The organism is Pseudomonas sp. PA-1-6B (assembly GCF_021609545.1).
Taxonomy (GTDB): Bacteria; Pseudomonadota; Gammaproteobacteria; order Pseudomonadales; family Pseudomonadaceae; genus Aquipseudomonas; species Aquipseudomonas fluorescens_BV.
Map to the genome: position 1 here is coordinate 1 of NZ_WJZM01000027.1, position 22,871 is coordinate 22,871.

21 protein-coding genes are annotated in these 22,871 nt (G+C 61.3%); 12 read left to right on the forward strand and 9 right to left on the reverse strand.

All coding sequences use genetic code 11. The features are described 5' to 3' along the window. Positions 1–532: DUF2063 domain-containing protein (locus GIV35_RS14420; protein WP_236491410.1), on the forward strand; the 532-nt coding region annotated here is incomplete at its 5' end. Beyond that, positions 529–1,014 (forward strand): DoxX family protein, encoded by a 486-nt coding sequence (locus tag GIV35_RS14425; protein WP_200648554.1) that lies wholly within the window; start codon positions 529–531, stop codon positions 1,012–1,014. The genes GIV35_RS14420 and GIV35_RS14425, both read left to right, overlap by 4 nt. Here GIV35_RS14425 and GIV35_RS14430 read toward each other — a convergent pair. Next, entirely contained in the window at positions 1,005–1,919 is a 915-nt protein-coding gene (locus tag GIV35_RS14430) for a LysR family transcriptional regulator (protein ID WP_213153201.1), read from the reverse strand. The two genes, GIV35_RS14425 and GIV35_RS14430, sit on opposite strands and share 10 nt — an antisense overlap. A 218-nt stretch (positions 1,920–2,137) precedes the next feature. On the opposite strand from GIV35_RS14430, the gene GIV35_RS14435 reads away from it, so the two are divergent. From GIV35_RS14435 to GIV35_RS14445, 3 genes are all read left to right on the forward strand, one after another. Next, the gene (locus GIV35_RS14435) at positions 2,138–2,737 is read left to right on the forward strand and encodes a short chain dehydrogenase (protein WP_105226051.1); all 600 of its coding nucleotides are present in this window, start codon (positions 2,138–2,140) and stop codon (positions 2,735–2,737) included. Between the two features lie 96 nt (positions 2,738–2,833). Continuing rightward, entirely contained in the window at positions 2,834–3,505 is a 672-nt protein-coding gene (locus tag GIV35_RS14440) for a COG3650 family protein (protein ID WP_105226050.1), read from the forward strand. Between the two features lie 106 nt (positions 3,506–3,611). Then, positions 3,612–5,225, forward strand: coding sequence for an NAD(P)/FAD-dependent oxidoreductase (locus GIV35_RS14445; protein WP_223024638.1), 1,614 nt, complete (start codon positions 3,612–3,614; stop codon positions 5,223–5,225). Between the two features lie 533 nt (positions 5,226–5,758). On the opposite strand, the gene GIV35_RS14450 is transcribed toward GIV35_RS14445, so the two are convergent. Next, positions 5,759–6,853, reverse strand: coding sequence for a PLP-dependent cysteine synthase family protein (locus tag GIV35_RS14450; RefSeq protein WP_236304393.1), 1,095 nt, complete (start codon positions 6,851–6,853; stop codon positions 5,759–5,761). A 216-nt stretch (positions 6,854–7,069) separates the two neighbouring features. Between GIV35_RS14450 and nhaA the strand changes: the two genes are divergently transcribed. Then, positions 7,070–8,254 carry a Na+/H+ antiporter NhaA gene (gene nhaA, locus GIV35_RS14455; RefSeq protein WP_105226049.1) on the forward strand — a complete coding sequence of 395 codons (1,185 nt, stop codon included), beginning with the start codon at positions 7,070–7,072 and terminating at the stop codon, positions 8,252–8,254. A 101-nt stretch (positions 8,255–8,355) separates the two neighbouring features. On the opposite strand, the gene GIV35_RS14460 is transcribed toward nhaA, so the two are convergent. The 6 genes from GIV35_RS14460 to dinG form a co-directional block, all read right to left on the reverse strand. Then, entirely contained in the window at positions 8,356–8,820 is a 465-nt protein-coding gene (locus tag GIV35_RS14460) for a glycine zipper 2TM domain-containing protein (protein ID WP_003189251.1), read from the reverse strand. Positions 8,821–9,085: 265 nt separating this feature from the next. Next, positions 9,086–9,733, reverse strand: coding sequence for a pyridoxamine 5'-phosphate oxidase (gene pdxH / locus GIV35_RS14465; RefSeq protein WP_105226048.1), 648 nt, complete (start codon positions 9,731–9,733; stop codon positions 9,086–9,088). Between the two features lie 27 nt (positions 9,734–9,760). Continuing rightward, positions 9,761–10,900 carry an OmpA family protein gene (locus GIV35_RS14470; protein WP_223024455.1) on the reverse strand — a complete coding sequence of 380 codons (1,140 nt, stop codon included), beginning with the start codon at positions 10,898–10,900 and terminating at the stop codon, positions 9,761–9,763. Between the two features lie 143 nt (positions 10,901–11,043). Further along, on the reverse strand, positions 11,044–12,189 hold the full coding sequence (locus GIV35_RS14475) for a serine hydrolase domain-containing protein (protein ID WP_060764380.1): 1,146 nt from the start codon (positions 12,187–12,189) through the stop codon (positions 11,044–11,046). A gap of 82 nt (positions 12,190–12,271) precedes the next feature. Further along, positions 12,272–14,569: a beta-galactosidase gene (locus GIV35_RS14480; protein WP_223024456.1), complete on the reverse strand. Its 2,298-nt coding sequence runs from the start codon at positions 14,567–14,569 to the stop codon at positions 12,272–12,274. Positions 14,570–14,657: 88 nt separating this feature from the next. Further along, the gene (gene dinG / locus GIV35_RS14485; RefSeq protein WP_014717263.1) at positions 14,658–16,802 is read right to left on the reverse strand and encodes an ATP-dependent DNA helicase DinG; all 2,145 of its coding nucleotides are present in this window, start codon (positions 16,800–16,802) and stop codon (positions 14,658–14,660) included. 99 nt (positions 16,803–16,901) lie between these two features. On the opposite strand from dinG, the gene GIV35_RS14490 reads away from it, so the two are divergent. Then, positions 16,902–17,366 carry a CopD family protein gene (locus tag GIV35_RS14490; RefSeq protein WP_105226044.1) on the forward strand — a complete coding sequence of 155 codons (465 nt, stop codon included), beginning with the start codon at positions 16,902–16,904 and terminating at the stop codon, positions 17,364–17,366. A 103-nt stretch (positions 17,367–17,469) separates the two neighbouring features. On the opposite strand, the gene GIV35_RS14495 is transcribed toward GIV35_RS14490, so the two are convergent. Further along, a complete protein-coding gene (locus tag GIV35_RS14495) occupies positions 17,470–18,228 on the reverse strand; it encodes a hypothetical protein (protein ID WP_105226043.1) in 759 nt (252 codons plus the stop codon). Positions 18,229–18,407: 179 nt separating this feature from the next. Between GIV35_RS14495 and GIV35_RS14500 the strand changes: the two genes are divergently transcribed. The 5 genes from GIV35_RS14500 to GIV35_RS14520 all read left to right on the forward strand — a co-directional run bounded on the left by GIV35_RS14500 (position 18,408) and on the right by GIV35_RS14520 (position 22,802). Next, the gene (locus GIV35_RS14500; protein WP_223024457.1) at positions 18,408–18,905 is read left to right on the forward strand and encodes a DUF6231 family protein; all 498 of its coding nucleotides are present in this window, start codon (positions 18,408–18,410) and stop codon (positions 18,903–18,905) included. A gap of 4 nt (positions 18,906–18,909) precedes the next feature. After that, a complete protein-coding gene (locus tag GIV35_RS14505; RefSeq protein ID WP_034125936.1) occupies positions 18,910–19,380 on the forward strand; it encodes a YchJ family protein in 471 nt (156 codons plus the stop codon). A 21-nt stretch (positions 19,381–19,401) separates the two neighbouring features. Beyond that, positions 19,402–19,884: an LEA type 2 family protein gene (locus GIV35_RS14510; RefSeq protein ID WP_054897983.1), complete on the forward strand. Its 483-nt coding sequence runs from the start codon at positions 19,402–19,404 to the stop codon at positions 19,882–19,884. Further along, positions 19,881–20,081: an SEC-C metal-binding domain-containing protein gene (locus tag GIV35_RS14515; protein ID WP_003189235.1), complete on the forward strand. Its 201-nt coding sequence runs from the start codon at positions 19,881–19,883 to the stop codon at positions 20,079–20,081. The genes GIV35_RS14510 and GIV35_RS14515 overlap by 4 nt, the downstream gene beginning before the upstream one ends. Before the next feature lie 279 nt (positions 20,082–20,360). Continuing rightward, positions 20,361–22,802 (forward strand): penicillin acylase family protein, encoded by a 2,442-nt coding sequence (locus GIV35_RS14520; protein WP_223024243.1) that lies wholly within the window; start codon positions 20,361–20,363, stop codon positions 22,800–22,802. Positions 22,803–22,871 lie beyond the last annotated feature (69 nt).

The following is a 22,871-nucleotide window of genomic DNA, read 5'->3' on the forward strand; positions in this document are numbered from 1 at the left end:
GATCAGTGAGTACGGCGGCACGTTCGCTGACTTTATCCAGGGTTTCGAACCAGCCTGGAGCGTGCCCTACCTGGCCGATGTCGCCCGGCTGGAACGCTTGAGGGTCCGCGCTTATCACGCGGCGGATTGCCAGGTTCTGGATCAGCACTGCGTACTTCGGCAACTGCAAGGTTGCGCACAACTGGGGCAACTGCGTGTACGACTGCATCCGTCACTTGCCACGTTGGAATCTTCCTACGCGGTGGTATCGGTTTGGGCGGCGCACCAGGCCGACGGGGCCATCACCAGCTTGAACCCCTGGCATGCCCAAGGCGCGCTGGTCTTGCGCCAAGGGTTGGTAGTCAAGGTATTCGCCATCGACCGCGGGTCTGTGACCTTTATCAACCGACTCAACCAAGGCGCAGGGCTGGAAATGGCCATAGCTGATGCCCTGCAAGCCTCCGACGAATTCGATTTGCACCTATGTCTCACGCTGTTGATCAGCCACGACGCCATCACCCATTTGCATCTGCAACCAGAGGTATCGCCATGAACTTTCCCGCTCCCTGCCTGGTAAAACGAACCGTCGCACTGTTTGAAAAAATCCCCTACAGCCTGATCGCCTTTATGGCGCGCTTCTCCATTGCGGCGGTGTTCTGGAAGTCTGGCCAGACCAAGGTCGAAGGCTTTGCCATTGACCTGATCAGCGGCACCTTCCAATGGGGTGAGCCCAAACTCGCCGCCTCGACGCTCTTTTTGTTTCGCAGCGAATACCAATTACCTCTGCTGTCGCCAGAGGTGGCCGCGCACCTGGCAACCTTTGCCGAGCACTTTTTCCCGGTATTGATTCTGCTGGGGTTCGCCACGCGCTTCTCGGCCCTGGCCTTGATCGGCATGACCTTGACCATCCAGCTGTTCGTCTACCCTGACGCCTACCCCACTCACGGCACCTGGCTTGCGCTGTTATTGTTGTTGCTTGCCAAAGGCCCGGGCTGCCTGTCCATCGACTACCTGATTGCCCGTCGTTATCGCTGAAGCCGATCCAGCGCTTCGCCGCTGCGCTTGAACCAGTCCACCAGGTAGTCGGCCAGCACCTGGGTACGCCGAGGCAAACCGCCCTGGTAGGGATGCACCAGGTACATCGGCATGCTGCGTGTCTGATAATCGCGCAGCAGCCAGCGCAATCGGCCGTCAGCCAGCTCCGTGGGTAGAACGTAGGACGGCAGGCGAGCAATACCGGCGCCGACCAACGCGGCTTTTTTCAACAGGTTGTAGTGGTTGGAGGCGAAGGTGCCGCTCACCTTTACCCGCAGCAATTCGTGTTGCTGGTGGTACAACCATTCCTCGCGGCCGCTGTAATGACTGTTGAGCAAACAGCTGTGCGCCGCCAGGTCTGCTGGGGTCTGCGGCTCGCCATGCTGTTCCAGATAAGCCGGGCTGGCGCAGGTCATCTCATGCCAGGCCAGCAAAGGTTTAGCCACCAAGCGTTCATGTTCGATGGCGCCCGAACGTACCCCCAAGTCAAAACCATCCCGTGCCAAGTCTCGGTAGCTGTTATTGAGCTCCAGCTCGATCTGCACCTGCGGGTATTGCTTGGAGAACTCCAGCAGCAAGCCATCGAAGAAGGTTTCACCCAACGACACTGGAACGGTCATACGCACAGGGCCAGCCAAATCATCTTTGATCCGCGCCAATGCCTGCCGGGCGCGTTCCACCTGCACCACCAATGCTTGTGCCTGGGGCAGCAACGCCGCGCCGGCAGCAGTAAGGCTCAGCTTGCGCGTGGTGCGGTGCAGCAAAACCACGGCAAACTGCGCTTCCAACTGGCTGATGCGCTTGGACAACTGCCCTTTGCTGCAGCCCAATTGTGCGGCCGCCACGGTGAAACTGCCGGCTTCGATCAGCACGGCGAACGCCGCCAGGTCATCCATTTCGCTCATGAACTGTTTCCATTTGAAAACCAAAAGTTGCCTATTAGCACGTTTATCCAGTTAAAAAGCCACATTAGACTGAACGCAAATCCCAACCCCTGTAGGAGCGAGCTTGCTCGCGAAGAACGTCAACGATCACGCGGTAAGCCTGACTACACGCCGGCGACCTTGAGTTTTTCGCGAGCAAGCTCGCTCCTGCAAGGAATCAGCCCCAGAGGAACAGCACGATGAAAATTCTATTGATCGGTGCCAGCGGCACCATCGGTTCAGCGGTCAAGGCGGAACTGGCCCAGCGCCACGAAGTGATCAGCATCGGCCGCACCAGCGGTGACTTCCAGGTGGATATCAGCGATAGCGCCTCGATCCGCACGCTGTTCGAACAGACCGGCAAGTTCGACGCCCTGATCTGCGCGGCAGGCAGCGTCAACTTCGTGCCCTTGGCAGACATGCACGACAGCGATTTCGAACTGGGCCTGCGTGACAAGCTGATGGGCCAGGTCAACCTGCTGTTGATCGGCCGTGAGTACGCCAACGATGGCGCTTCATTCACTTTCACCAGCGGCATCCTGAACCGTGATCCGATCCGCACCGGCGCTTCGGCGGCCTTGGTCAACGGTGCATTGGACGCCTTCGTCAAAGCGGCGGCCATTGAATTGCCACGCGGCCTGCGTATCAACTCGGTCAGCCCGACGGTGCTGCTGGAAGCCATGGGCAGCTATGCCCCTTATTTCCGTGGCTACAAACCTGCCCCCGCCGCCGATGTGGCGCTGGCTTACGCAAAAAGCGTCGAGGGCCTACAAACTGGTCAGACCTTTATCGTGGGGTGAGGGTGAGTGCTGTAAGAAACGCCTGAAGCTGGCAAGCGGGCTTGTGATGCACGGCCAGCCTGCGTAACGTGGCGGCACTTGCCTGGAGACCCGATAATGCGCGCCGCCCGTACCCTCGTTCTGTTTGCCTTGCTTCCTGTATTCGCCGCCTGCCAACTGTTCGAAAGCGAGCCGGCCAAGCCATCGACTGTCGGGCTGACCCGTATGCAGGGTGAGTTGACCGCGGTGGACGGCAAACTGCTGTTCCAGCCGTGCGGCGGCCAGCGTAGCTACGTGGTCAACGACACCGGCGGCACCAGCGTCCTGCAGGAAGCCGCCTCGCTGGCCGGTCAGCAGGGCAAGCTGTTTGCCGACCTGCGCGGCAAGTTTTCCGGGGTCGCCAGCGGCACCCAGGGTTCAGTGGACCTGCAACAGCTGTATCGCGTCGAACGCTCGACTTCAGCGTGCTCCGACCCGGATTTCAAGCGCATGATCCTGCGGGCCAACGGCCATAAACCCGCCTGGGCAATGAATGTCACGGCCAAGGGTATGGTGCTGGAACGCGAAGGCCATCCACCTTTGGCAGTGCCGTACGTCGAGGAACAACTGGGCGACGGCCGCTTCAATCTGATGACCGAAGCCAACAACCAGCACATCGAACTGTGGGTGGCGCCCCAGCGCTGCGTCGACAGTGTGAGCGGCAGCCTGCAACACATGAGCGCCGAGTTGCGCGTGAACGGCCAGGTGCAGCGTGGTTGCGCAGCATTCGGCGGCTCGCGGGACGACTGATTAGGCCCTGTGCTGTTTTAACCTGACGGAAACTTGCCATTGGGGCTTATAATCGCCGGTTTGCAAAACAGCCGGCCTCCTTGCCCGCCGCCTACCGGATCCTGTCATGTTACGAATCACCGAACTCAAGCTGCCCATCGACCATCCCGAAGAAGACCTGCGCACTGCCATCGTGCAGCGCCTGGGCATCGCCAGTGATGACCTGCTCGATTTCACCCTGTTCAAGCGCAGCTACGATGCGCGTAAAAAGACCTCTGAGCTGTGCTTCATCTATACCGTCGACCTGAACGTGAAGGGTGAAGCCGCCCTGCTGCTCAAGTTTGCCGACGACCGCAACGTCAACCCGGCACCGGATGTCAGCTACAAGGTGGTGGGCCAGGCGCCGGAAGGCCTGGCTGAGCGGCCAATCGTGGTGGGCTTCGGTCCCTGCGGGATCTTCGCCGGGCTGCTGCTGGCACAGATGGGCTTCAAGCCGATCATCCTCGAGCGCGGCAAGGAAGTGCGCCAACGCACCAAGGACACCTGGGGCCTGTGGCGCAAAAGCGTGCTCAACCCCGAGTCCAACGTGCAATTCGGTGAAGGCGGCGCAGGCACCTTCTCCGACGGCAAGCTGTACAGCCAGATCAAGGATCCGAAATTCCACGGTCGCAAAGTGCTGCACGAGTTCGTCAAGGCCGGCGCGCCGGAAGAAATCCTCTACGTCAGCAAGCCGCACATCGGTACCTTCCGCCTGACCGGCGTGGTGGAAAACATGCGCGAGCAGATCATCGCCCTGGGCGGTGAAGTGCGCTTCGAGCAGCGGGTCACCGACGTGTTGATCGAAGACGGCCAGTTGAACGGCGTGGTCATCGATGGCGGCGATCAGATCCTCTCCAAGCACGTGATTCTTGCCCTGGGCCACAGCGCCCGTGACACCTTCCGCATGCTCCACGACCGTGGCGTGTACATGGAAGCCAAGCCGTTCTCGGTGGGTTTCCGTATCGAACACCCACAGTCGCTGATCGACGCCGCACGCCTGGGTAAATACGCCGGCCACCCGAAGCTGGGTGCTGCGGACTACAAGCTGGTGCACCACGCCAAGAACGGCCGTTCGGTCTACAGCTTCTGCATGTGCCCGGGCGGCACCGTCGTGGCTGCGACCTCGGAGCCCCATCGCGTCGTGACCAACGGCATGAGCCAATACTCGCGTAACGAGCGCAATGCCAACTCTGGCATCGTGGTAGGCATTACCCCCGAGGTGGATTACCCGGGTGGCCCGCTGGCCGGTATCGAGTTGCAGGAACGCCTGGAGTCCCACGCCTACATCCTCGGCGGCAGCAACTACGAGGCCCCCGCGCAACTGGTAGGTGACTTCATCGCCGGCAAACCCTCCACCGCGCTGGGCAGTGTGGAGCCGTCCTACAAACCCGGCGTGTCGTTGGGCGACCTGGCCCTGGCCCTGCCGGACTTCGCCATCGAAGCCATCCGCGAAGCCTTGCCGGCGTTCGAGAAGCAGATCAAAGGCTACTCGCTGCACGATGCGGTGCTGACCGGCATCGAGACCCGCACCTCGTCACCACTGCGCATTACCCGCAACGAGTCGATGCAGAGCCTGAACGTCAAAGGCTTGTTCCCGGCCGGAGAAGGCGCGGGGTACGCCGGTGGGATTCTGTCGGCGGGTGTCGATGGGATTCGGATCGCCGAAGCGTTGGCGCGGGATATGCTCGGCATCGAGGCCTAAAGCACGCTGAAGGCCGGCATAAATCCCGTGTGGGAGCTGGCTTGCCTGCGAAAGCGGTGGTGCAGTTAAAAATTCAGTGACTGACACTCCGCTTTCGCGGGCAAGCCCGCTCCCACAGGGGATCTGTGCCGGGCGTTGATCCTGTGGGCAATACACGACCAATGTGGGAGCTAGCTTGCCTGCGATAGCGGTGGTGCAGTTAAAAATTCAGTGACTGACACTCCGCTTTCGCGGGCAAGCCCGCTCCCACAGGGGATCTGTGCCGGGCGTTGATCCTGTGGGCAATACACGACCAGTGTGGGAGCTGGCTTGCCTGCGATAGCGGTGGTGCAGTTAAAAATTCAGTGACTGACACTCAGCTTTCGCGGGCAAGCCCGCTCCCACAGGGGATCTGTGCCGGGCGTTGATCCTGTGGGCAATACACGATCAATGTGGGAGCTGGCTTGCCTGCGATAGCGGTGGGGCAGTTAAAAATTCAGTGACTGACACTCAGCTTTCGCGGGCAAACCCGCACACAGTTGGATAGTGGCGTGTCAGATATTAGCGCGCAGGATGTTAGCGGGTAGCGCCTCACCGCGCTCGACACTCGCCGCAACCGCCGCGATCAACCCTTCCAGCTCATAGCCCTGCCCCGCCAGCCACGCTTGATCGTAATAGGTCGTGGCATAGCGCTCACCACCATCGCACAAGATCGCGACGATCGACCCCGACTCCCCCGCCGCTTTCATCTGTTGCGCCGCCATCAGCGCACCGATCAGGTTGGTCCCGCTGGAACCGCCAACCCGCCGCCCCAAACGCTGCGCCAGGTAATGCATGGCCGCCAGGGACAATGCATCCGGTACCTTGACCATGGCGTCAATCACCGCCGGCAGAAACGATGCTTCCACCCGTGGGCGACCAATCCCTTCAATCCGCGAGCCACAGTCCAGGCGCAGGCTGGCGTCACCACTCTGGTAGAAGTCGAAGAACACCGAGCGTTCGGCATCGGCACACAACACCCGCGTGCAATGCTGGCGATAACGCACATAACGGCCCAGGGTCGCGGTGGTGCCGCCGGTGCCAGGGCTGGAAATCAACCAACTCGGCTCCGGGTGCTGTTCAAAGCGCATCTGCTGGAAGATCGATTCAGCGATGTTGTTGTTCGCCCGCCAGTCGGTGGCACGCTCGGCGTAAGTGAACTGGTCCATGAAGTGACCACCGCTTTCCTGGGCCAGGCGTTCGGATTCGGCGTAGATCTGCGTCGGATCCTGGACCAGATGGCTCTTGCCACCATAGAAGGCAATCTGGGCGATCTTTTCTTGGGACGTGGTAGCGGGCATGACGGCAATAAACGGCAAGCCGAGCAAGCGCGCGAAGTAGGCTTCAGAGATCGCGGTGGAGCCGCTGGACGCTTCAATAACGGGGGCGCCCGGCTTGAGCCAGCCATTGCACAGCGCATACAGGAACAGCGAGCGCGCCAGCCGGTGTTTCAGGCTGCCGGTGGGGTGGCTGGACTCATCCTTGAAGTACAATTCGATGCCTGGCAAACCCGGTAATGGCAGCGGGATCAGGTGGGTATCGGCGCTCCGCTGGAAGTCCGCTTCAATGATACGAATGGCTTCGCGGGCCCAGGTACGGTGGTCGCTCATGGTGGTTTCTCTAAAGGTTCTCAGCGGTGATCTTAGGATGTTTCCCACGCTTCACACAGATACAGTGACGACGCAATTGGACACACAATTGCTAGTCTTTAACCCACCGATGTTCCGGCCAACCCCTTATAACAAATAAGAATATAACTTTTGTTTTAACAACTAACGGTACGGGTTAGGGTACCCACCTATTGAACCTGGATTGGAGAGCATCCCTTGCCTCTGCGTAGCACTTTTACCCGTTTCTTCCAGTTGGAAGCCGCCAGTGGTCTGTTGTTGATCGCCGCTGCCGCTTTGGCACTGATTATCAACAACTCACCGTTGTCGCACCTGTACAACGCCTTTCTCGACACGCCGGTGGTGGCTCAGGTTGGCGCGTTGAAAATCGCCAAGCCGGCGCTGCTTTGGATCAACGATGGCCTGATGGCCCTGTTTTTCCTGCTGATCGGCCTGGAGGTCAAGCGTGAGCTGCTCGATGGTCACCTGTCCAAGCCTTCGCAAGTGGTGCTGCCTGGCGCAGCGGCCATCGGCGGCATGGTGGTGCCGGCGCTGATCTACTGGGCGCTTAACAAGGACAACCCGGCCGCCTTGGCCGGCTGGGCGATCCCCATGGCCACCGACATTGCCTTTGCGCTGGGCGTTCTGGCCCTGCTGGGCAAGCGCGTACCGGTGTCGCTGAAGCTGTTCCTGATGACCCTGGCGATCATTGATGACCTTGGCGCCATCATCGTCATTGCCTTGTTCTATTCCGCTGACTTGTCCACGGCATCCCTGGCGGGCGCGGGAGCCTGCTTGATTGCGCTGATTGCGATGAACCGCCTGGGCGTGATCAAGCTGGGGCCGTATATGATCATCGGCCTGATCCTGTGGGTGTGCGTGCTCAAGAGCGGTGTGCATGCGACCTTGGCGGGTGTAACCCTGGCGTTCTGCATTCCACTGCGCACCAAGAATGCCGAAACCTCACCGCTGCTGAGCCTGGAACACGCCCTGCACCCCTGGGTGGCCTACGCCATCCTGCCGCTGTTCGCGTTCGCCAATGCCGGTGTGTCACTCACCGGTGTCAGCCTGGAGAGCTTCACCCACTCCGTGCCCATGGGCATCGCCGCGGGCCTGTTGATCGGCAAGACAGTCGGTGTGTTCGGCCTCACCTGGCTGGCGATCAAGACCGGCATCGCCTCACTGCCCAGCGGCGCCAATTGGGGCCAGGTACTGGGCGTGGCGATCCTGTGCGGGATCGGCTTCACCATGAGCCTGTTTGTCGGCTCCCTGGCGTTTGTGCCGGGCGCCAGTGAGTTTGCCGGTGAAGATCGCATGGGGATTCTGACCGGGTCGATCCTGGCGGCCTTCATCGGGTATGCGATGACGGCGATGGCAAGTCGCAAGAAAGCCGTCGGTGCATGATTGAAGTCAGTCAGTTGTAGGAGCGAGCTTGCTCGCTCCTACAAACAAAACCCCCAACCGGTCACCCGGTTGGGGGTTTTTCTTCGCCTGTAGCTCAAGGCTTAGCGAGTAACGCGGCTGGTACCGTCGACGGTCATGATGCGTACGCGGTCGCCAATGCGGAAGATTTCATTTTCCTGCACGGCTTGTACGTAGGCACGCATGCTGCCGTCGTCTTCGCGCACGGTGATTTCCACGCCCTGGGTACGGGTCAGGCCTTCTTCGGTGGCCGAGCCCAGCAGGCCGCCCGCAACTGCGCCGATCACAGCAGTCACGATGCTGCCACGGCCGCCACCGATGGCGCTGCCGCCAACGCCGCCGATGACTGCGCCCGCGGCGCCGCCGATTGGGGTCTTGGTCCCTTCGATTTTCACCGGACGCAGGGATTCGATGGTGCCCATGCGAACGGTCTGTACACGACGCGCCTCATCACGAGAGTACGAGTCGCCGGTCAGACTCGAGGCGCAGCCACCCAACAGCAACGACAGGGTGGTAAAGCAGGCAACTAGTAAAACGGACTTACGCATAGCATCAACTCCAAAGGACAGGTATTCATTAAACGCTGTGGCTTGGCGCGTGTCACGGCGCACCAGGCAGAAACTTGCTTTCATTCAGCCTGAGTACAGACTGCCAGCACCAGAGAACTCGACGAACGGTAACCAAGCCAGGGTACGGAACGATGCCATAACCGGCTCGATCAGTGTAGCCGCACAGCCGAAACCGTCCGAAGTCTCTTGAACAGAGACTTCGACGCAACGGTGTTGATTCAGGTGGGATGACGAAAGGTGACGCTCAGGGCGCCAGGCGCTCGCGGCACCATTGGCCGTCTTGCAGGCGGTAGTTGAGGCGATCATGCAGGCGGCTGGCGCGGCCTTGCCAGAACTCGATGCGCTCAGGCAGTAAACGGTACCCTCCCCAATGCTCGGGGCAATCGGGCTGGGTATCGCTGAAACGCTCTTCAGTGGCCTTGAGCAGCGCCTGCAGCTCTTGGCGATCACGAATGACTTTGCTCTGCGGAGAGGCCCAGGCACCCAGGCGACTGCCCAACGGGCGCACCTGATAATAAGCATCCGACTCTTCAGGCGTGACCTTGGCCACGCGCCCTTCAATGCGTACCTGGCGCTCCAGGGTGGGCCAGAAGAAGGTCATGGCCGCAAACGGCCGCGCCGCGAGTTGTTCACCCTTGGCGCTCTGATAGTTGGTGAAGAAGGTAAAGCCCTGTGCATCCAGGCCCTTGAGCAGCAGGATGCGGCAGTGCGGGCGGCCGTCCTGATCCACTGTCGCCAGCGTCATGGCATTGGCCTCCACTGGCGGCTGTTCGGTTTTCACCGCATCAGCAAACCATTGGTGGAACAACGCAAACGGCTCGTCCGGGGCCTGGGCCTCGCTCAAACCGTCCCGTGTGTAGTCACGGCGCATATCGGCCAGTGCCTGGGTCATGCGGCTTTATCCTTGTGGTTCAACAGCTCAATTCTTCGCCTGATCGTTCGAAGCGGGTGCCGCCTTGGCTTTTGCCGTGGCAGGTTTCTTCGCAGCCGGCTTGGCCGCAGCCTTTTTAGCCGCTGGCTTGGCCGCCGCTTTCTTGGCCGTGGCCTTTTTGGCAGGCGCTTTGGCCGCCGGTGCTGGCGCAGGCACATTCTGCACTGCGACCATTTCGGCTACGGGCGGGGTCTTGCCGGAGTTGTACTTGCTCAGCAGTGCCAACATCGTTGTACGCTGAGTGAACATGATTTCCATGCGACGGTTCAGCGCACGCCCCTGATTGCTGTCGTTGGCGGCACGCGGCATAAGGTCGCCCATGCCACGCAGCATCAAGCGATCCTGTTTCAGACCACTCAGGCTGAAAATCGAGGCAATGGACTGCGCGCGTTCCTTGCTCAACGCCTGGCTGGCGGGGGCGCTGCCCGTGGCATCAACGTGGCCCAGCACCAGTACGGCGGTCTTCGGGTCAGCTTCAACGGCCTTGGCCACCCGCGTGAACGGGCCCAGGGTCACAGGCAGCAACATGGCCGGACGCTTCGGGTTGTAGGAACCGTCTACCGGGGCAATCACCACCAGGGTGTTGTCACGGCGCTCCAGTTGCAGGTTGCTGTCCTTGATGGCCGCACGCAGGCGTGGTTCGTATTCGTCCAGCCAAGCTTGGGTGATCTTCGGGTCAGGCATTGGTACATTGGTCACATCGACCTTGGCCAATGGCTTTGGCTTGCTTTCGAACGGCCACCACCAGCGCGGCTCGCTGTCGGTCTTGGCGACGACAGGTGCCGCGTCCGAGGCCGGGGTTGCCGCCTTGAGGTCGGCTTTCAGGTCAGCCTTGGCGTCGGCGGCTTTGTCTTCGGCACTCTTGGTGGAAAACGGCCACCAGCTGTAACCGGTGTCGGCTTTGGCAGCCGGGGCAGCGGCAGCAGCGGTGACAGGCTCAACAGGCTTGGCACCGGCGGCCGGCTTGGCATCCGGCTTGGCGTCGGTCTGGGCCACTGGATCCTTGGTCGCCGCTTTGTCAGATCCAAATGACCACCAATGCCCACCTTCGGCATCATTTTGTGGAGTTTGTGCACAACCCGTAATAGTGAGGCACAGCGCCAGTGCCAAAGACTTGTTCGATAACATGAGATATCCACAAAATGAGAAAAAACCAGAGGGTCGCAGGACCCGTTAAACAGACGCTAAAAGAACATTCAAGTTACAACATGTCGTTCAGCATCTTTTTTATACTTGCCTTTGTAACAAAAAATTGTGAAACAGCAAGGGGTTTATAGACAACCGGCCAATATTCCGACCAACTTCTGGGCCCGCGGGTCCATAAGTACGTAAGGCCCCAGGGTATTAGTCACAAAACCGAAGGCTACATCATGTTCAGGGTCGGCAAACCCGACTGAGCCCCCTGCCCCGGGATGCCCGAATGCACGTGGCCCGAGGCCGAACGTGGCATTGGGCAACTGCGGTTGATCCAACATGCAGCCCAGGCCGAAGCGGGTTTGGGTCAATAAGGTTTTATCCAGCCCGATACTGTGCTCGCGGGTCAATTGTTCGAGCATGTCGCTTTCCAGCAAACTACCGTCCAACAAACCACTATAAAACCCGGCCAGGCTGCGCGCATTACCGTGGCCATTCGCCGCAGGCTGCTGCATGCGTCGCCATTCGGGCTTATTAGTGCTGGTCAGAATAGACGGTGGATTGGCAAATGCACGGGTAGTCATCGCCGCCGGCTCGCGCATCATTACTTGAAGTAACCGTTGCGCGGCTTCATCCCCCATAGTGCCTTTGCTGCGCGCTATATGAGCGACGCGATAAAACTCTTCATCCGCCAGGCCTACATGGAAGTCCAGCCCCAATGGGCGTGCCACCCGCGCCACGATCGACTCCCCCGGCCCGCGCCCGTCGGCGCGGCGCAACAGTTCGCCAACCAGCCAACCGTAGGTGATCGCCTCATAGCCGTGGCCCTGGCCCGGTGTCCACCACGGGGCCTCGGCCGCCAAGGTATCGACCATCAATTGCCAGTCGTACAACGCTTCGGTAGGCAGCATTTCGCGGATGGCGGGCAGCCCGGCCTGGTGGCAGAGCAACTGGCGCAGCGTGATCGCGTCCTTGCCAGCAGCGGCAAACTCCGGCCAGTACTCGGCCACCGGCGCATCAAGCTTGAGCTTGCCTTCGGCCACCAGTTGCAGGGCAGTCACTGCCGTAAAGGTCTTGGTGCAGGAGAACAGGTTGACGATGGTATCGCTGTGCCAGGCCTCGGCACCGTCCTTGTCGGCAGTACCGGCCCACAGGTCGACGACGGTTTGCCCGCCGATCTGGATGCACAGCCCGGCACCACGCTCCTGAGGATCATCGAACAGGGCGGCGAAGGCTTCGCGCACCGCTTCGAACTGCAGCTCGTAATGACCCTGAATCTGCACCTAAGTCCCCTCGGAAAACACCATGAAAAGTGGTCGCCATTCTTTCAGCCATTGTAGGTTTTGTGAACCCGTCAACGATGAATCAATGACCATTTCCAGCGTGTCCACCGGCATGCCCAGCCCCCTGCCCCGCGCCTTTGCCGTCGCGCCCCGGCTTGCCGGCTTCACTTTCACGCATCGCTTGGGTGGCCTTGGCTTTTTGCGCCTCACGGCCCAACTGGTCGAGCGCGGCCAGGTTGCTCTTGCGCACCGTCTCGACAAAGCCCTGGAAGGGTACATCGGTGATGCCGACCAGGCCGAAATGGCCGTTTTCACCATCCAGCAGACGCCCGGTTACCGGCTGGTCCAGGTATTGAAACCAATGCACCCCGACAATCGACGGCTCGGCCACCGCCTGCTTGAGGAAGGTGGAGTACGCCGCGCCGCGCTCTTCTTCGCGGGCCAGTTGCGTCACGCCGCCCCAGAACGGGCCGCGGTCGGCGGAGCCAAAGTTGAATTCGGTGATCAGTACCGGTTTGTCCAGCGCACGCAGCGCGGCGAAGTCATAACCGTCCTGGGGTTTCAGGGTGTACATGTTGAAGCTCAGCACGTCGCAATACTGCGCGCACGAAGCGACGGCCTCGGGCGTGCTCACCGCAAAACGGCCGCCCAGCAACAGCTGGTTGGGCGCGTGCCACTTCAGCGAGTCGGAAATGGTCTTGAAGTAAGCATCGGCGAAGGTCTTCTGGAAATATTTGAAGTCGGCTTCGATTTCCGGGTGTTCAGGGCTGGGCATCGGCGGCTCGAAGCCTGGGTCTTCCATCAGTTCCCAACCAGCCAGTTGAATACCCCAGGCTTTGGAAAGGCCCTCTTCATTGCGGTATTTATCGCGCAGTTGCTTGAGGAAGGCGCGCTTGGCCGGCACGTCGGTGGTCATGCGCAGGGTGCCGTACGCCAGGGCGTAGCGGGATTTTGCATCCTCGCCAGGACCGGCCCAGGCCAGTTCGTTGTCGGCAAAGAAACCGATCAGCCAAGGATCGTCACGGTGATCGCGTGCGGCAATAGCTACTGCGCGCTCGGTGGCCATGGCAAAGCGCGGGTCGAACGGATCGGGCATGCCGCCCCACCAGTCGGTGCCGGTGCTGATGCTGGCATAGTCACCGACAATCGACAGCGGCAAGGTGTACGGCACGCGGTCGGCAGTGGCCAGGTCCGGATCGCTCCAGTTGCCGACGGTGTTGAAGCCCCAGGCTTGCAGGCGATCGAGGGTATGGGTCACCCAGCGTGGCTGGTCCAACGCGTCACCGCCGTAAGTGCGCTGCAAGTTGGCCCCATAGAAATCGTACCAACGCCCGGAGCCAAAACCGCGGCCTTCACCGGCGCCGTTGCCGGTGCGGCTGTCGTCGCTGCCGTAGTACTTGTCAAAGGGTTCGCCGGCCTTGGGCAGCGCCGCGAACATCCACTCGCGCCCCGCCACGTAGGTCTGGCTGTTGTCCGGCGCCACGGTGTTCACCCCCAGCGAGTAGAACGGATGCCCCTGCGGCGTCACCAGGTACCAGCGGCCGTCGCGCTTCTGGGTGCGGAAAAAACCGCTGGCGTCGAAGGCCGGGCCCTTCTTCCAGCCACCGTATTGATCCAGGGAGGACTTGTCCCGCTCGGCCAGCCAGGTCTTGAGCTGCTGTTGTTCCTTGGCGGCCGATGCCTTGAGTTGCTCGTCGCTGCTGACCTTCTCCGGCCAGCGTGCGCGGTTGGATTGGCCATAGGCATCCACCAGTTCAGTGTAGGCAGCCTTCAATACCGGCTCGCTGTCCTGCACGCCAAAGCGCTCGAGCAGGATACTTTGAGCGGCATTGGGCTTGAGCATAGACAGGGTCACCGAGACGATCTGGCTGCGGTCGATTTCCCCGGCGCTGGCGGCCAGCAATACCCGTTGGCCATCCACAGTCATCGGCATCGGCGGGCCGGCCTTCATGCCCTGGCTCAGCGGTGAGTTGGCTTGCAGCGGGACGAGCAGCGTCTGGGCCGGGCCGGCAGGCAGGTCGATGCGGCTGACGAGCATCTTGCCGTCGGCGCTCTGCACCTTGACGTAAAGGGTCAGCGCCCAGTTCATCGCGCTCTGGATACGCAGGCTCATGGCGCTCGATTGCGACCAGTCCCACGTCCCCGCCTGCGGGCTGAGCACCAGGCTCGGCTCGGCCGCTGGGTTGAAGGTGATGCGGCGCAGCACCTCGCCTTCGGGCGTTTGTTCGGCATTGTATTGCGGCAGGCTGGCGTCCTGGGTCGCCACCTTGACCACATCGGCCGGCCGGACGAAGTTGAACAGCGTTTGTTGCCCCTCGGGCGCCGCCATCAACGGCGCAGCGAACAGCAGGGCAAAAAGAGCGGGCAGCGTGCGAATCATACGAACAAGGTTCTCCCAAACGGCCGGTGACTGGCCTGATGATAGTGATGAGATAGACCACAGAGTGGGCGAATCCGCCCACGGTGGCTTAAGAAATTTCGCGCCTGAACGGCGGCAATGCATTGAGGATCGCCTTGCCATAGCGCTGGGTAACCAGGCGACGGTCGAGCAAGGTGATGGTGCCGCGGTCTTCTTCGGTACGCAGCAGACGCCCGCAGGCCTGCACCAGCTTCAGTGAAGCATCCGGCACCGAGATTTCCATGAACGGGTTGCCGCCCCGGGCTTCGATCCATTCGGCCAGTGCGGCCTCGACCGGGTCATCCGGCACCGAGAACGGGATTTTGGCGATCACCACATGTTCGCAGTAGGCACCGGGCAAGTCCACGCCTTCGGCAAAGCTGGCCAGGCCGAACAACACGCTGGAATCCCCACCGTCGACCCGCGCCTTGTGCTTGTTCAGGGTTTCCTGCTTGGACAGGTTGCCCTGGATAAACACCTGCTTGCGCCAGTCGCGGTCGAGGCCGTCGAACACGTCCTGCATCTGTTTGCGCGACGAGAACAGCACCAGGGTGCCGCGGGAGCCTTCCACCAACGACGGCAGATCACGAATGATCGCCGCCGTGTGCGCTGCCGCATCCCGTGGGTCGGCCTTGAGGTCTGGCACCCGCAGCACGCCGGCGTCAGCGTGATGAAACGGGCTGGGCACCACGGCGGTGACGGCCTTTTTCGGCAGGCCGGCACGCATGCGGAAGCGGTCAAAGGTGCCCAGGGCCGTCAGCGTGGCCGAGGTTACCAGGCAGCCATAGGCGACGTTCCACAGGTTGCGGCGCAGCATTTCAGCGGCGAGGATCGGACTGGCGTTGACCTCGATATCGAACAGCGCACCGCTTTCCGACAACGTCAGCCAACGGGCCATGGGCGGGTTGTCTTCCGGGTCTTCGACGGTAAAGGCGGTCCACAGCTCCCAATTGCCTTGGGAACGAGACAGCAAACTGCCGAACAAGGGATACCACTCTTCGGCCTGGTTGCTGGCGATGCCGATATTGACCTCGCCATCCATGCCTTCCTTGAGCAAGTCCGTCAGGCGGGTGAACAGGTCGGTCAGGCGTGAAAAGCCTTTCTTCAGCTCAATGCCCATTTCGCGCATGTGCTCGGGAATCATCCCGCCGACAAAACGGTGGCGCGGGCGCTCTCGGCCCTCGACGTCTTCACCCGGCTTGAAGTCCGCAACCTGCTCGCAGGCGCTGAACATGAACTGCTGCTGGGTCTTGATCTCGCGCGCCAGCTCCGGCACTTGCTCGATCAACTTGCCCAGGTCGCCGGGCAACGGGTGCTGGGCGAGTAACTTGGTGAGGTTCTTGGCAGTGGTTTCCAGCCAGTCGGCCGTGGAGCGCAAGCGGGTGTAATGGGCGAAATGGCCAATGGCCTTGTCTGGCAGGTGGTGGCCTTCGTCGAACACATAGAGGGTGTCGCGTGGGTCGGGCAGTACCGCACCGCCACCCAGGGCCAGGTCAGCCAATACCATGTCGTGGTTGGTGACGATGACATCTACCTTGCCCATGCCTTCGCGCGCCTTGTAGAAGGCGCACTGGCCGAAGTTGGGGCAATGGCGGTTGGTGCATTGGCTGTGGTCGGTGGTCAGGCGCGCCCAGTCTGAATCTTCCAGGGCGGTGGGCCAACTGTCGCGGTCGCCGTCCCATTTGTTGCCGGCCAGCTTCTCGATCATGCTGGTAAACAGCTTCTGGCTGGCCTCATCCACCTCGATCTTGAAACCTTCTTCTTCGAACAAGGAGGCGGTGGCGGTTTGGGCGTGGCCTTCCTGCAGCAATACGTCGAGCTTGGACAGGCACATATAGCGGCCACGGCCCTTGGCCAGGGCGAAGGTAAAGCTCAAGCCGCTGTTGCGCATCAGGTCGGGCAAGTCTTTGTAGACAATCTGCTCTTGCAGCGCGACGGTAGCGGTGGCGATCACCAGGCGCTTGCCAGCAGCCTTGGCCGTGGGAATCGCGGCCAGGCTGTAGGCCACGGTCTTGCCGGTACCGGTACCGGCCTCGACGGCCACTACCGCAGGCTCACCCTCGCGGCGGCCTTCGTCGTCGGTGTCGATATCCCCGAGGACTTTTGCCACTTCGGCGATCATCAGGCGTTGGCCGTAGCGCGGTTTCAAGCTCTTGGCTTCGAGAAAACGCGAATAGGCGCCCTGGATCGTGGTTTTGAGTTCAGTGCTGATCATGGATAGTCGGGCGCAAAAAACGCTGGATAAATTTTCAGTGGTTCGGATCGGTCGCTATCATACCCCGCTAATTAATCCCGCGCAGAACGGAGTACCACAATGACCGCGTTTAGCCTCGCTTATACCCTGCATGTACTGGCCGCATTGATCTGGGTCGGCGGCATGTTTTTCGCCTGGATGATCCTGCGCCCCGCCGCCATGGCGGCGCTTGAGGGCCCTGCCCGGCTGAAGCTGTGGGCAAATGTGTTTCAACGTTTTTTTGTGTGGGTGTGGGTGGCGGTGGTGCTTTTACCGATCAGCGGCATCGGTTTGCTGCAACTGCGCTTCAGCGGTTTTGAGACCGCGCCGCGTTATGTGCAGGTGATGATGGGGCTGTATCTGGTGATGACGGCGTTGTTTATCCGAATCCAGGCCTTGAAGTTCCCGGAGCTGAAGGCAGCGGTGGCGGCTGAGGATTGGTCGGCGGGCGCGGCTGCGCTGGGACAGATTCGCAGGTTGGTGGGGATTAACTTGATCGTGGGGTTGGTGGTGGTGGCGGTGGCTTCGGCTCGGCCGATGTTCTGAGGCGAGTCTTACACCGCTATCGCGGGCAAGCCCGGCTCCCACACTGGAATGCATTCCAAATGTGGGAGCCGGGCTTGCCCGCGATAGCGTCAGGCCAGGCGACTCAGAGCCGCTGGATAGTCACAGACCCCGCAGGCCCAGCCGGCCCCGGTTGCCCCTCCAACCCTGGCCGGCCCTTTTCGCCGCCGTCCGCGCGGTACACCAGGCAGCCCTTGGACTGCCCGCCCTTGCCGGGTTTACCTGCAACACCCGCCAGGCCTCCAGCCCCGCCATCGACCCAGACCTTGATCTGTTCAGCCGGGAATTCCTGCGGCAACTCCAGGCGCACCTGCGCGCCCGCCGCCCCTGGCCGGCCATCGCCGCCGTTATCGCCATTAAAGCCGCGCCCGGCTGAACCCCAAGTGCAACCCGGGTCCACGCCGTTGGCACCGTCCAGGCCCGCATATCCTTGGGCTCCAGCGCCACCACGAGCATCCACCGACAGCGCTTCGGCAGTCAGCGAGTTAATGCGCAAGGTCAGATCACGCCCAGCCTTGGCGGGTTTTTCGTGGGTGCCGGGGGCGCCCCGTGAGGTGATCTGGCTACCGTGCTCCAACTGCGCCTCGCGTACCTGCATTTGCAAGGCGGTATTGCCAGGCACAATGGTGATACGTGCTTCGCGCCCCAAGTGCAGCTCATCTACCGTGACTTGGCTGATGGTGGCCGGAATCAGCAAGGTGCCGTAGTCCGCGACGTCCAGGCGCTCGAGCTGCAACACGCTGGTGCTGCTGGGCAAGCGCATCAACGAATTGGTTTCGACACTGACGCTCTGGGCCAGGGCAACGGGGCTGACCAACAGGGCCAACAGAAAAACCTTACGCATCATGGGGCTCCTGAGTGTTTTCAAATTTTTCTTTGAGCGCACAGTAACGACTTCTACCGGCGATTTGCCAGTGAAGGATCAAAAAACTTCAATTCCACCTCGGTGGGTATCGACCGCCGCGCTCTAGGCCCACGCGCCCAGCCGCGCTAGTCTCTACGGTCTTGATGCGAGGATCTGCAATGACCGCTGGAATTTCTGCCCGTACCCCCCAACAAGCCTTGGCGGCCCTGCTGGACCTTCACAGGCCAAAACGCCTGTTGTTAGTGGGCGCCAGCCAATTTCCTGCGCTGGATGCCTTCAAAGCTGCGCACCCGGACACCGAAGTGTTCTATGCCGCGCCAGGAGCGTTGCCGGAAGACCTCGCCGTGCAGCGCTTTGACCTCGCGCTGGTGGTCGACTGCCTGGAGCACCTGTCCAAACCCCAGGGCCTGACCCTGCTCGGAGGCATCCGTAACCTCAACGCCAGCCGCATTGCCGTGCTGGTCGACCTGGGTGCCTGCGACTGGAAGGACACCGACTTTTTCTCCCTGGCCCTGCAAGCCGGCGAACGCTTCCAACGCGATGATCAGGTGCTGACGCTGTTTACCTATGATCTGCTTGACTATAAACAGGTGCCGGACTGGCTCAACGCCCGCTTCTGGGCCAACCCGGAAAACTTCGGAAAGTATTGGTGGTAACCCGATGAGTACATCCATTTGCCCGTGCGGCAGCGGCAACCTGCTGGATGCCTGCTGCGGCCATTATCACGCCGGTCACCCGGCCCCCTGCGCCAGCGCGTTGATGCGCTCGCGCTACAGCGCCTATGTGCTGGGCCTGGTCGATTACCTGGTCGCCACTACGCTGCCTGCGCAACAGGCCGGCCTGGACCGCGACGCCATTGCCGCCTGGAGTGCCCAGAGCACCTGGCTGGGCCTGGAGGTGGAAAGCTCCGAGGTATTCGGCGGCCAGCCTGAGCACGCCTTTGTCACCTTTACCGCACGCTGGCATGACGCTGCCGGTGAACATAGTCACCGCGAGCAGTCTTCTTTCGTACAGAATGAAGGGCGCTGGTACTTCATCGACCCTACGGTAGAAGTGAAGGCCGGACGTAACGATGCCTGTTTGTGTGGCAGTGGGCAGAAATTCAAGAAGTGCTGTTCCAGCTACTTCTAATCACTCGACGGGGATAGCGCCATGCTTCGGATGTATAGCTTGATGCTGGCGTTGACCCTGGGCCTGACCGGCTGCGCGTCCTGGTTCGAAGACGACGCGCCGCCCCCCCACGTTTCCCTGGTCAAGGTCGAAGTGGTGCGGGCCAAGCTGCTGGAACAGAAATTCAAGCTGTACTTTCGCGTGGACAACCGCGACGACGCCGACCTGACCGTGCGCGGCCTGGTCTACAAGGTCAGCCTGGGCAATCTGGTGTTGACCGAAGGCGAGTCAAACGAGTGGCTGACCGTACCGCCACGCGGTCATAAATTCTTCAAGGTCTCGGTGCGCACCAACCTCTGGCCACAGGTGCGTGAGGTGGTGCAGATGCTGAAAAATCCCGACCGGCCCGTGCCTTATCGTTTAGAGGGCGAACTGAAAACCGGATTATTCATCGGTAATGACGTGCAGGTGGCACACAATGGCGAGATAATCCCCGGCGATTTTATTCCGGAGCAACATCGATGACACAGCAACCCCATGTCCATGGTCCTGACTGCAACCACGATCATGATCATCATGATCACGACCACGGCCATGTCCACGGCCCGAACTGCGGCCACGCTCACCAGGAGCCGGTGCGCAATGCGTTGAAGGACGTAGGTCGCAACGATCCTTGCCCGTGCGGCAGCGAGAAAAAATTCAAGAAGTGCCACGGCGCTTAATTAAACTGTACTGAAGATCAAAATGCCGGCGGCCCCCCGCCCCAGCCTTGATCAAAGGTTGCAGGCGATCAAATGTGGGAGCGGGCTTGCTCGCGAATGCGTTACGTCAATTGATACAGACACTGACTGATACACTGCTTTCGCGAGCAAGCCCGCTCCCACACAGTTCTGCGCCTGACTCAAGTTCTAATGCTTAACCCAAAACTCCCGCTTGCGTCGTTTCGCCGCGCTCACTAACGTAGCGCCTTTACTGACGCTACCCCCCGCAGGAGCTTTGCCATGGCCTCGCCAGCCCTCTTACATATTCTTCCCCGGTTCGGCGTTGCCGCGGCAGTGGTCAGTGCCTTGGGCCTGGCCGGTTGCCAGCTCCAGAACACCCAGGACACCCTGCCGCCCGTTGCCGGCGTGCAGCCAATCAAGGGCCTGGCACAGAATGTGTCGGTGCGCCGCAATGCCCAAGGCATGCCGCTGATCGAAAGCAACACCTTCCACGACGCTCTGTTCAGCCTCGGTTACGTGCACGCCAGCGACCGCATCACCCAGATGGTCACCCTGCGCCTGCTAGCCCAGGGCCGTCTGGCGGAAATGTCGGGGCCGCAAGTGCTGGACGTCGACCGTTTTATGCGGGCGGTCAACCTCAAGAAAAGCGCTGGCGAGTTGTACAACGCTTCATCGCCGCGCCTCAAACGCTTCTTTGAAGTGTATGCCCGAGGCGTCAACGCCTACCTGTTCCGTTATCGCGACAAGTTGCCGACGGACCTGGCCCAGAGCGGCTACAAGCCCGAGTACTGGAAGCCGGAAGATTCGGCGCTGCTGTTCTGCCTGCTCAACTTCAGCCAGTCGAGCAATCTGCAGGAGGAGCTTTCGTCCCTGGTGCTGGCGCAGAAGGTCGGCGTCGACAAACTGGCCTGGCTCACCCCAAGCGCACCGGACGAACCCGTCCCGCTGGCCGAAGCCGACAAGCTCAAAGGCGTCAACGTGAACCAGATCACCGGCCTCGCCGGGCTGGAGACGGTGGGCCAGCAATTGCGCGGCCTCAATGCCCTGGGCGTCACCACCTCAAGCAACTGGGCCATTGGCCCGCAACGCAGCCGCAGCGGCAAAAGCCTGTTGGCCAATGATATCGCCGCGCAGCCACAAGCACCGTCGCCGTGGAACTACGTACAGATTCGTGCGCCCAAATACCAGGCCGTCGGTGCTTCGATTGCCGGCCTGCCGACCCTGCTGGCGGGTTTCAACGGCAAAGTGGCGTGGAGCATGAGCGCGGTCAAGGGCGACACCCAGGACCTATTCCTGGAGAAGGTCAAACGCCAGGGCAGTGCGCTGTACTACGAGAACAACGGCAAATGGCTGCCGGCCGGCGTGCGCAACGAAACCTTCTTCATCAAGGGCCAGCGCTCGATTCGCGAAGTGGTGTACGAAACCCGCCACGGCGCTCTGCTCAACAGCAGCCAGGCGCTCACCAGCGGTCTTGGCCTGGCCTTGCAAACCGCCGACTTCAAGGACGACAAGAGCCTGGATGCGTTCTTCGACCTGTCCCGTGCACAAAACGCCGGCAAGGCCTCGGATGCTACCCGCGAGATTCGCGCCATCGCCCTGAACATGATCTTCGCCGACGCCAGCAACATCGGCTGGCAGGTCACCGGCCGTTTCCCCAACCGCCGCGAAGGCGAAGGCCTGTTGCCATCGCCGGGCTGGGACACGCGCTTTGACTGGGACGGCTACGCCGACGCGATGCTGCACCCGTACGACCAGGACCCGGCCCAAGGCTGGATCGGCACCGCCAACCAGCGTACCGCGCCGCGTGGCTACGGCATGCAACTGTCCAACGCCTGGGATGCACCGGAGCGCAGCGAGCGCCTGGCGCAACTGGCCAACGCCGGCAAGCATGACAGCCGCAGCCTGATCGCCATGCAATACGATCAGACCACCCTCTTCGCCGCCAAGCTCAAGAACATGTTCCAGGCTCCGGGCATGGCCCAGCCGCTCAAGCAGGCCATCGAGGCCCTGCCGACAGCGGAACGTGCCAAGGCCCGCGAAGCAATGGAGCGCCTGATGGCCTTCGATGGTCGGCTGGCAACCACCTCGGCTGACGCGGCAATCTACGAACTGTTCCTGCAGGAAAGCGCGCGGCAGATCTTCCTGGACAAACTTGGCCCGGAAAACAGCGCCAGTTGGAAAGCCTTCGTCAGCAACGCCAGCCTGTCCTACTCGGCCATCGCCGACCACCTGCTGGGCCGTGAGGACAGCCCATTCTGGGATGACACGCGTTCACCGCAAAAAGAAGACAAACCCACGATCCTGGCTCGCACCCTGGCCGCCGCCATCACTACTGGCGACAGCCAACTGGGCGCCGACCACAAGGCCTGGCAGTGGGGCAAGCTGCACAGCACCACCTGGAAAAATACCAGCGGCCAGGTCATCCGCGGTCCCTTTGCCAGCGGTGGCGACCACAATACCTTGAACCCGGCGCCGTATAGCTGGGGCCAGGATTTCAACGCGACCCAGGTGTCGGCGCTGCGCATGATCATCGACTTCGGCCAGGCGGAACCGATGATGGGCCAGGGCGGCATCGGCCAATCCGGCAACCCGGCCAGCCCGAACTATGCCAACGGCATCGACCCGTCGCTGAAAGCGCAGTACCTGAGCTTCCCGATGCAGCCGCAGAACTTTGAAAAGGTGTATGGCAAGACAAGGTTGACCCTGACGCCTGGTAAGTAACCGGGCTTCCCTGACGAAACTGGACAACGCTGTGGGAGCTGGCTTGCCTGCGATAGCAGCCGACGGTAA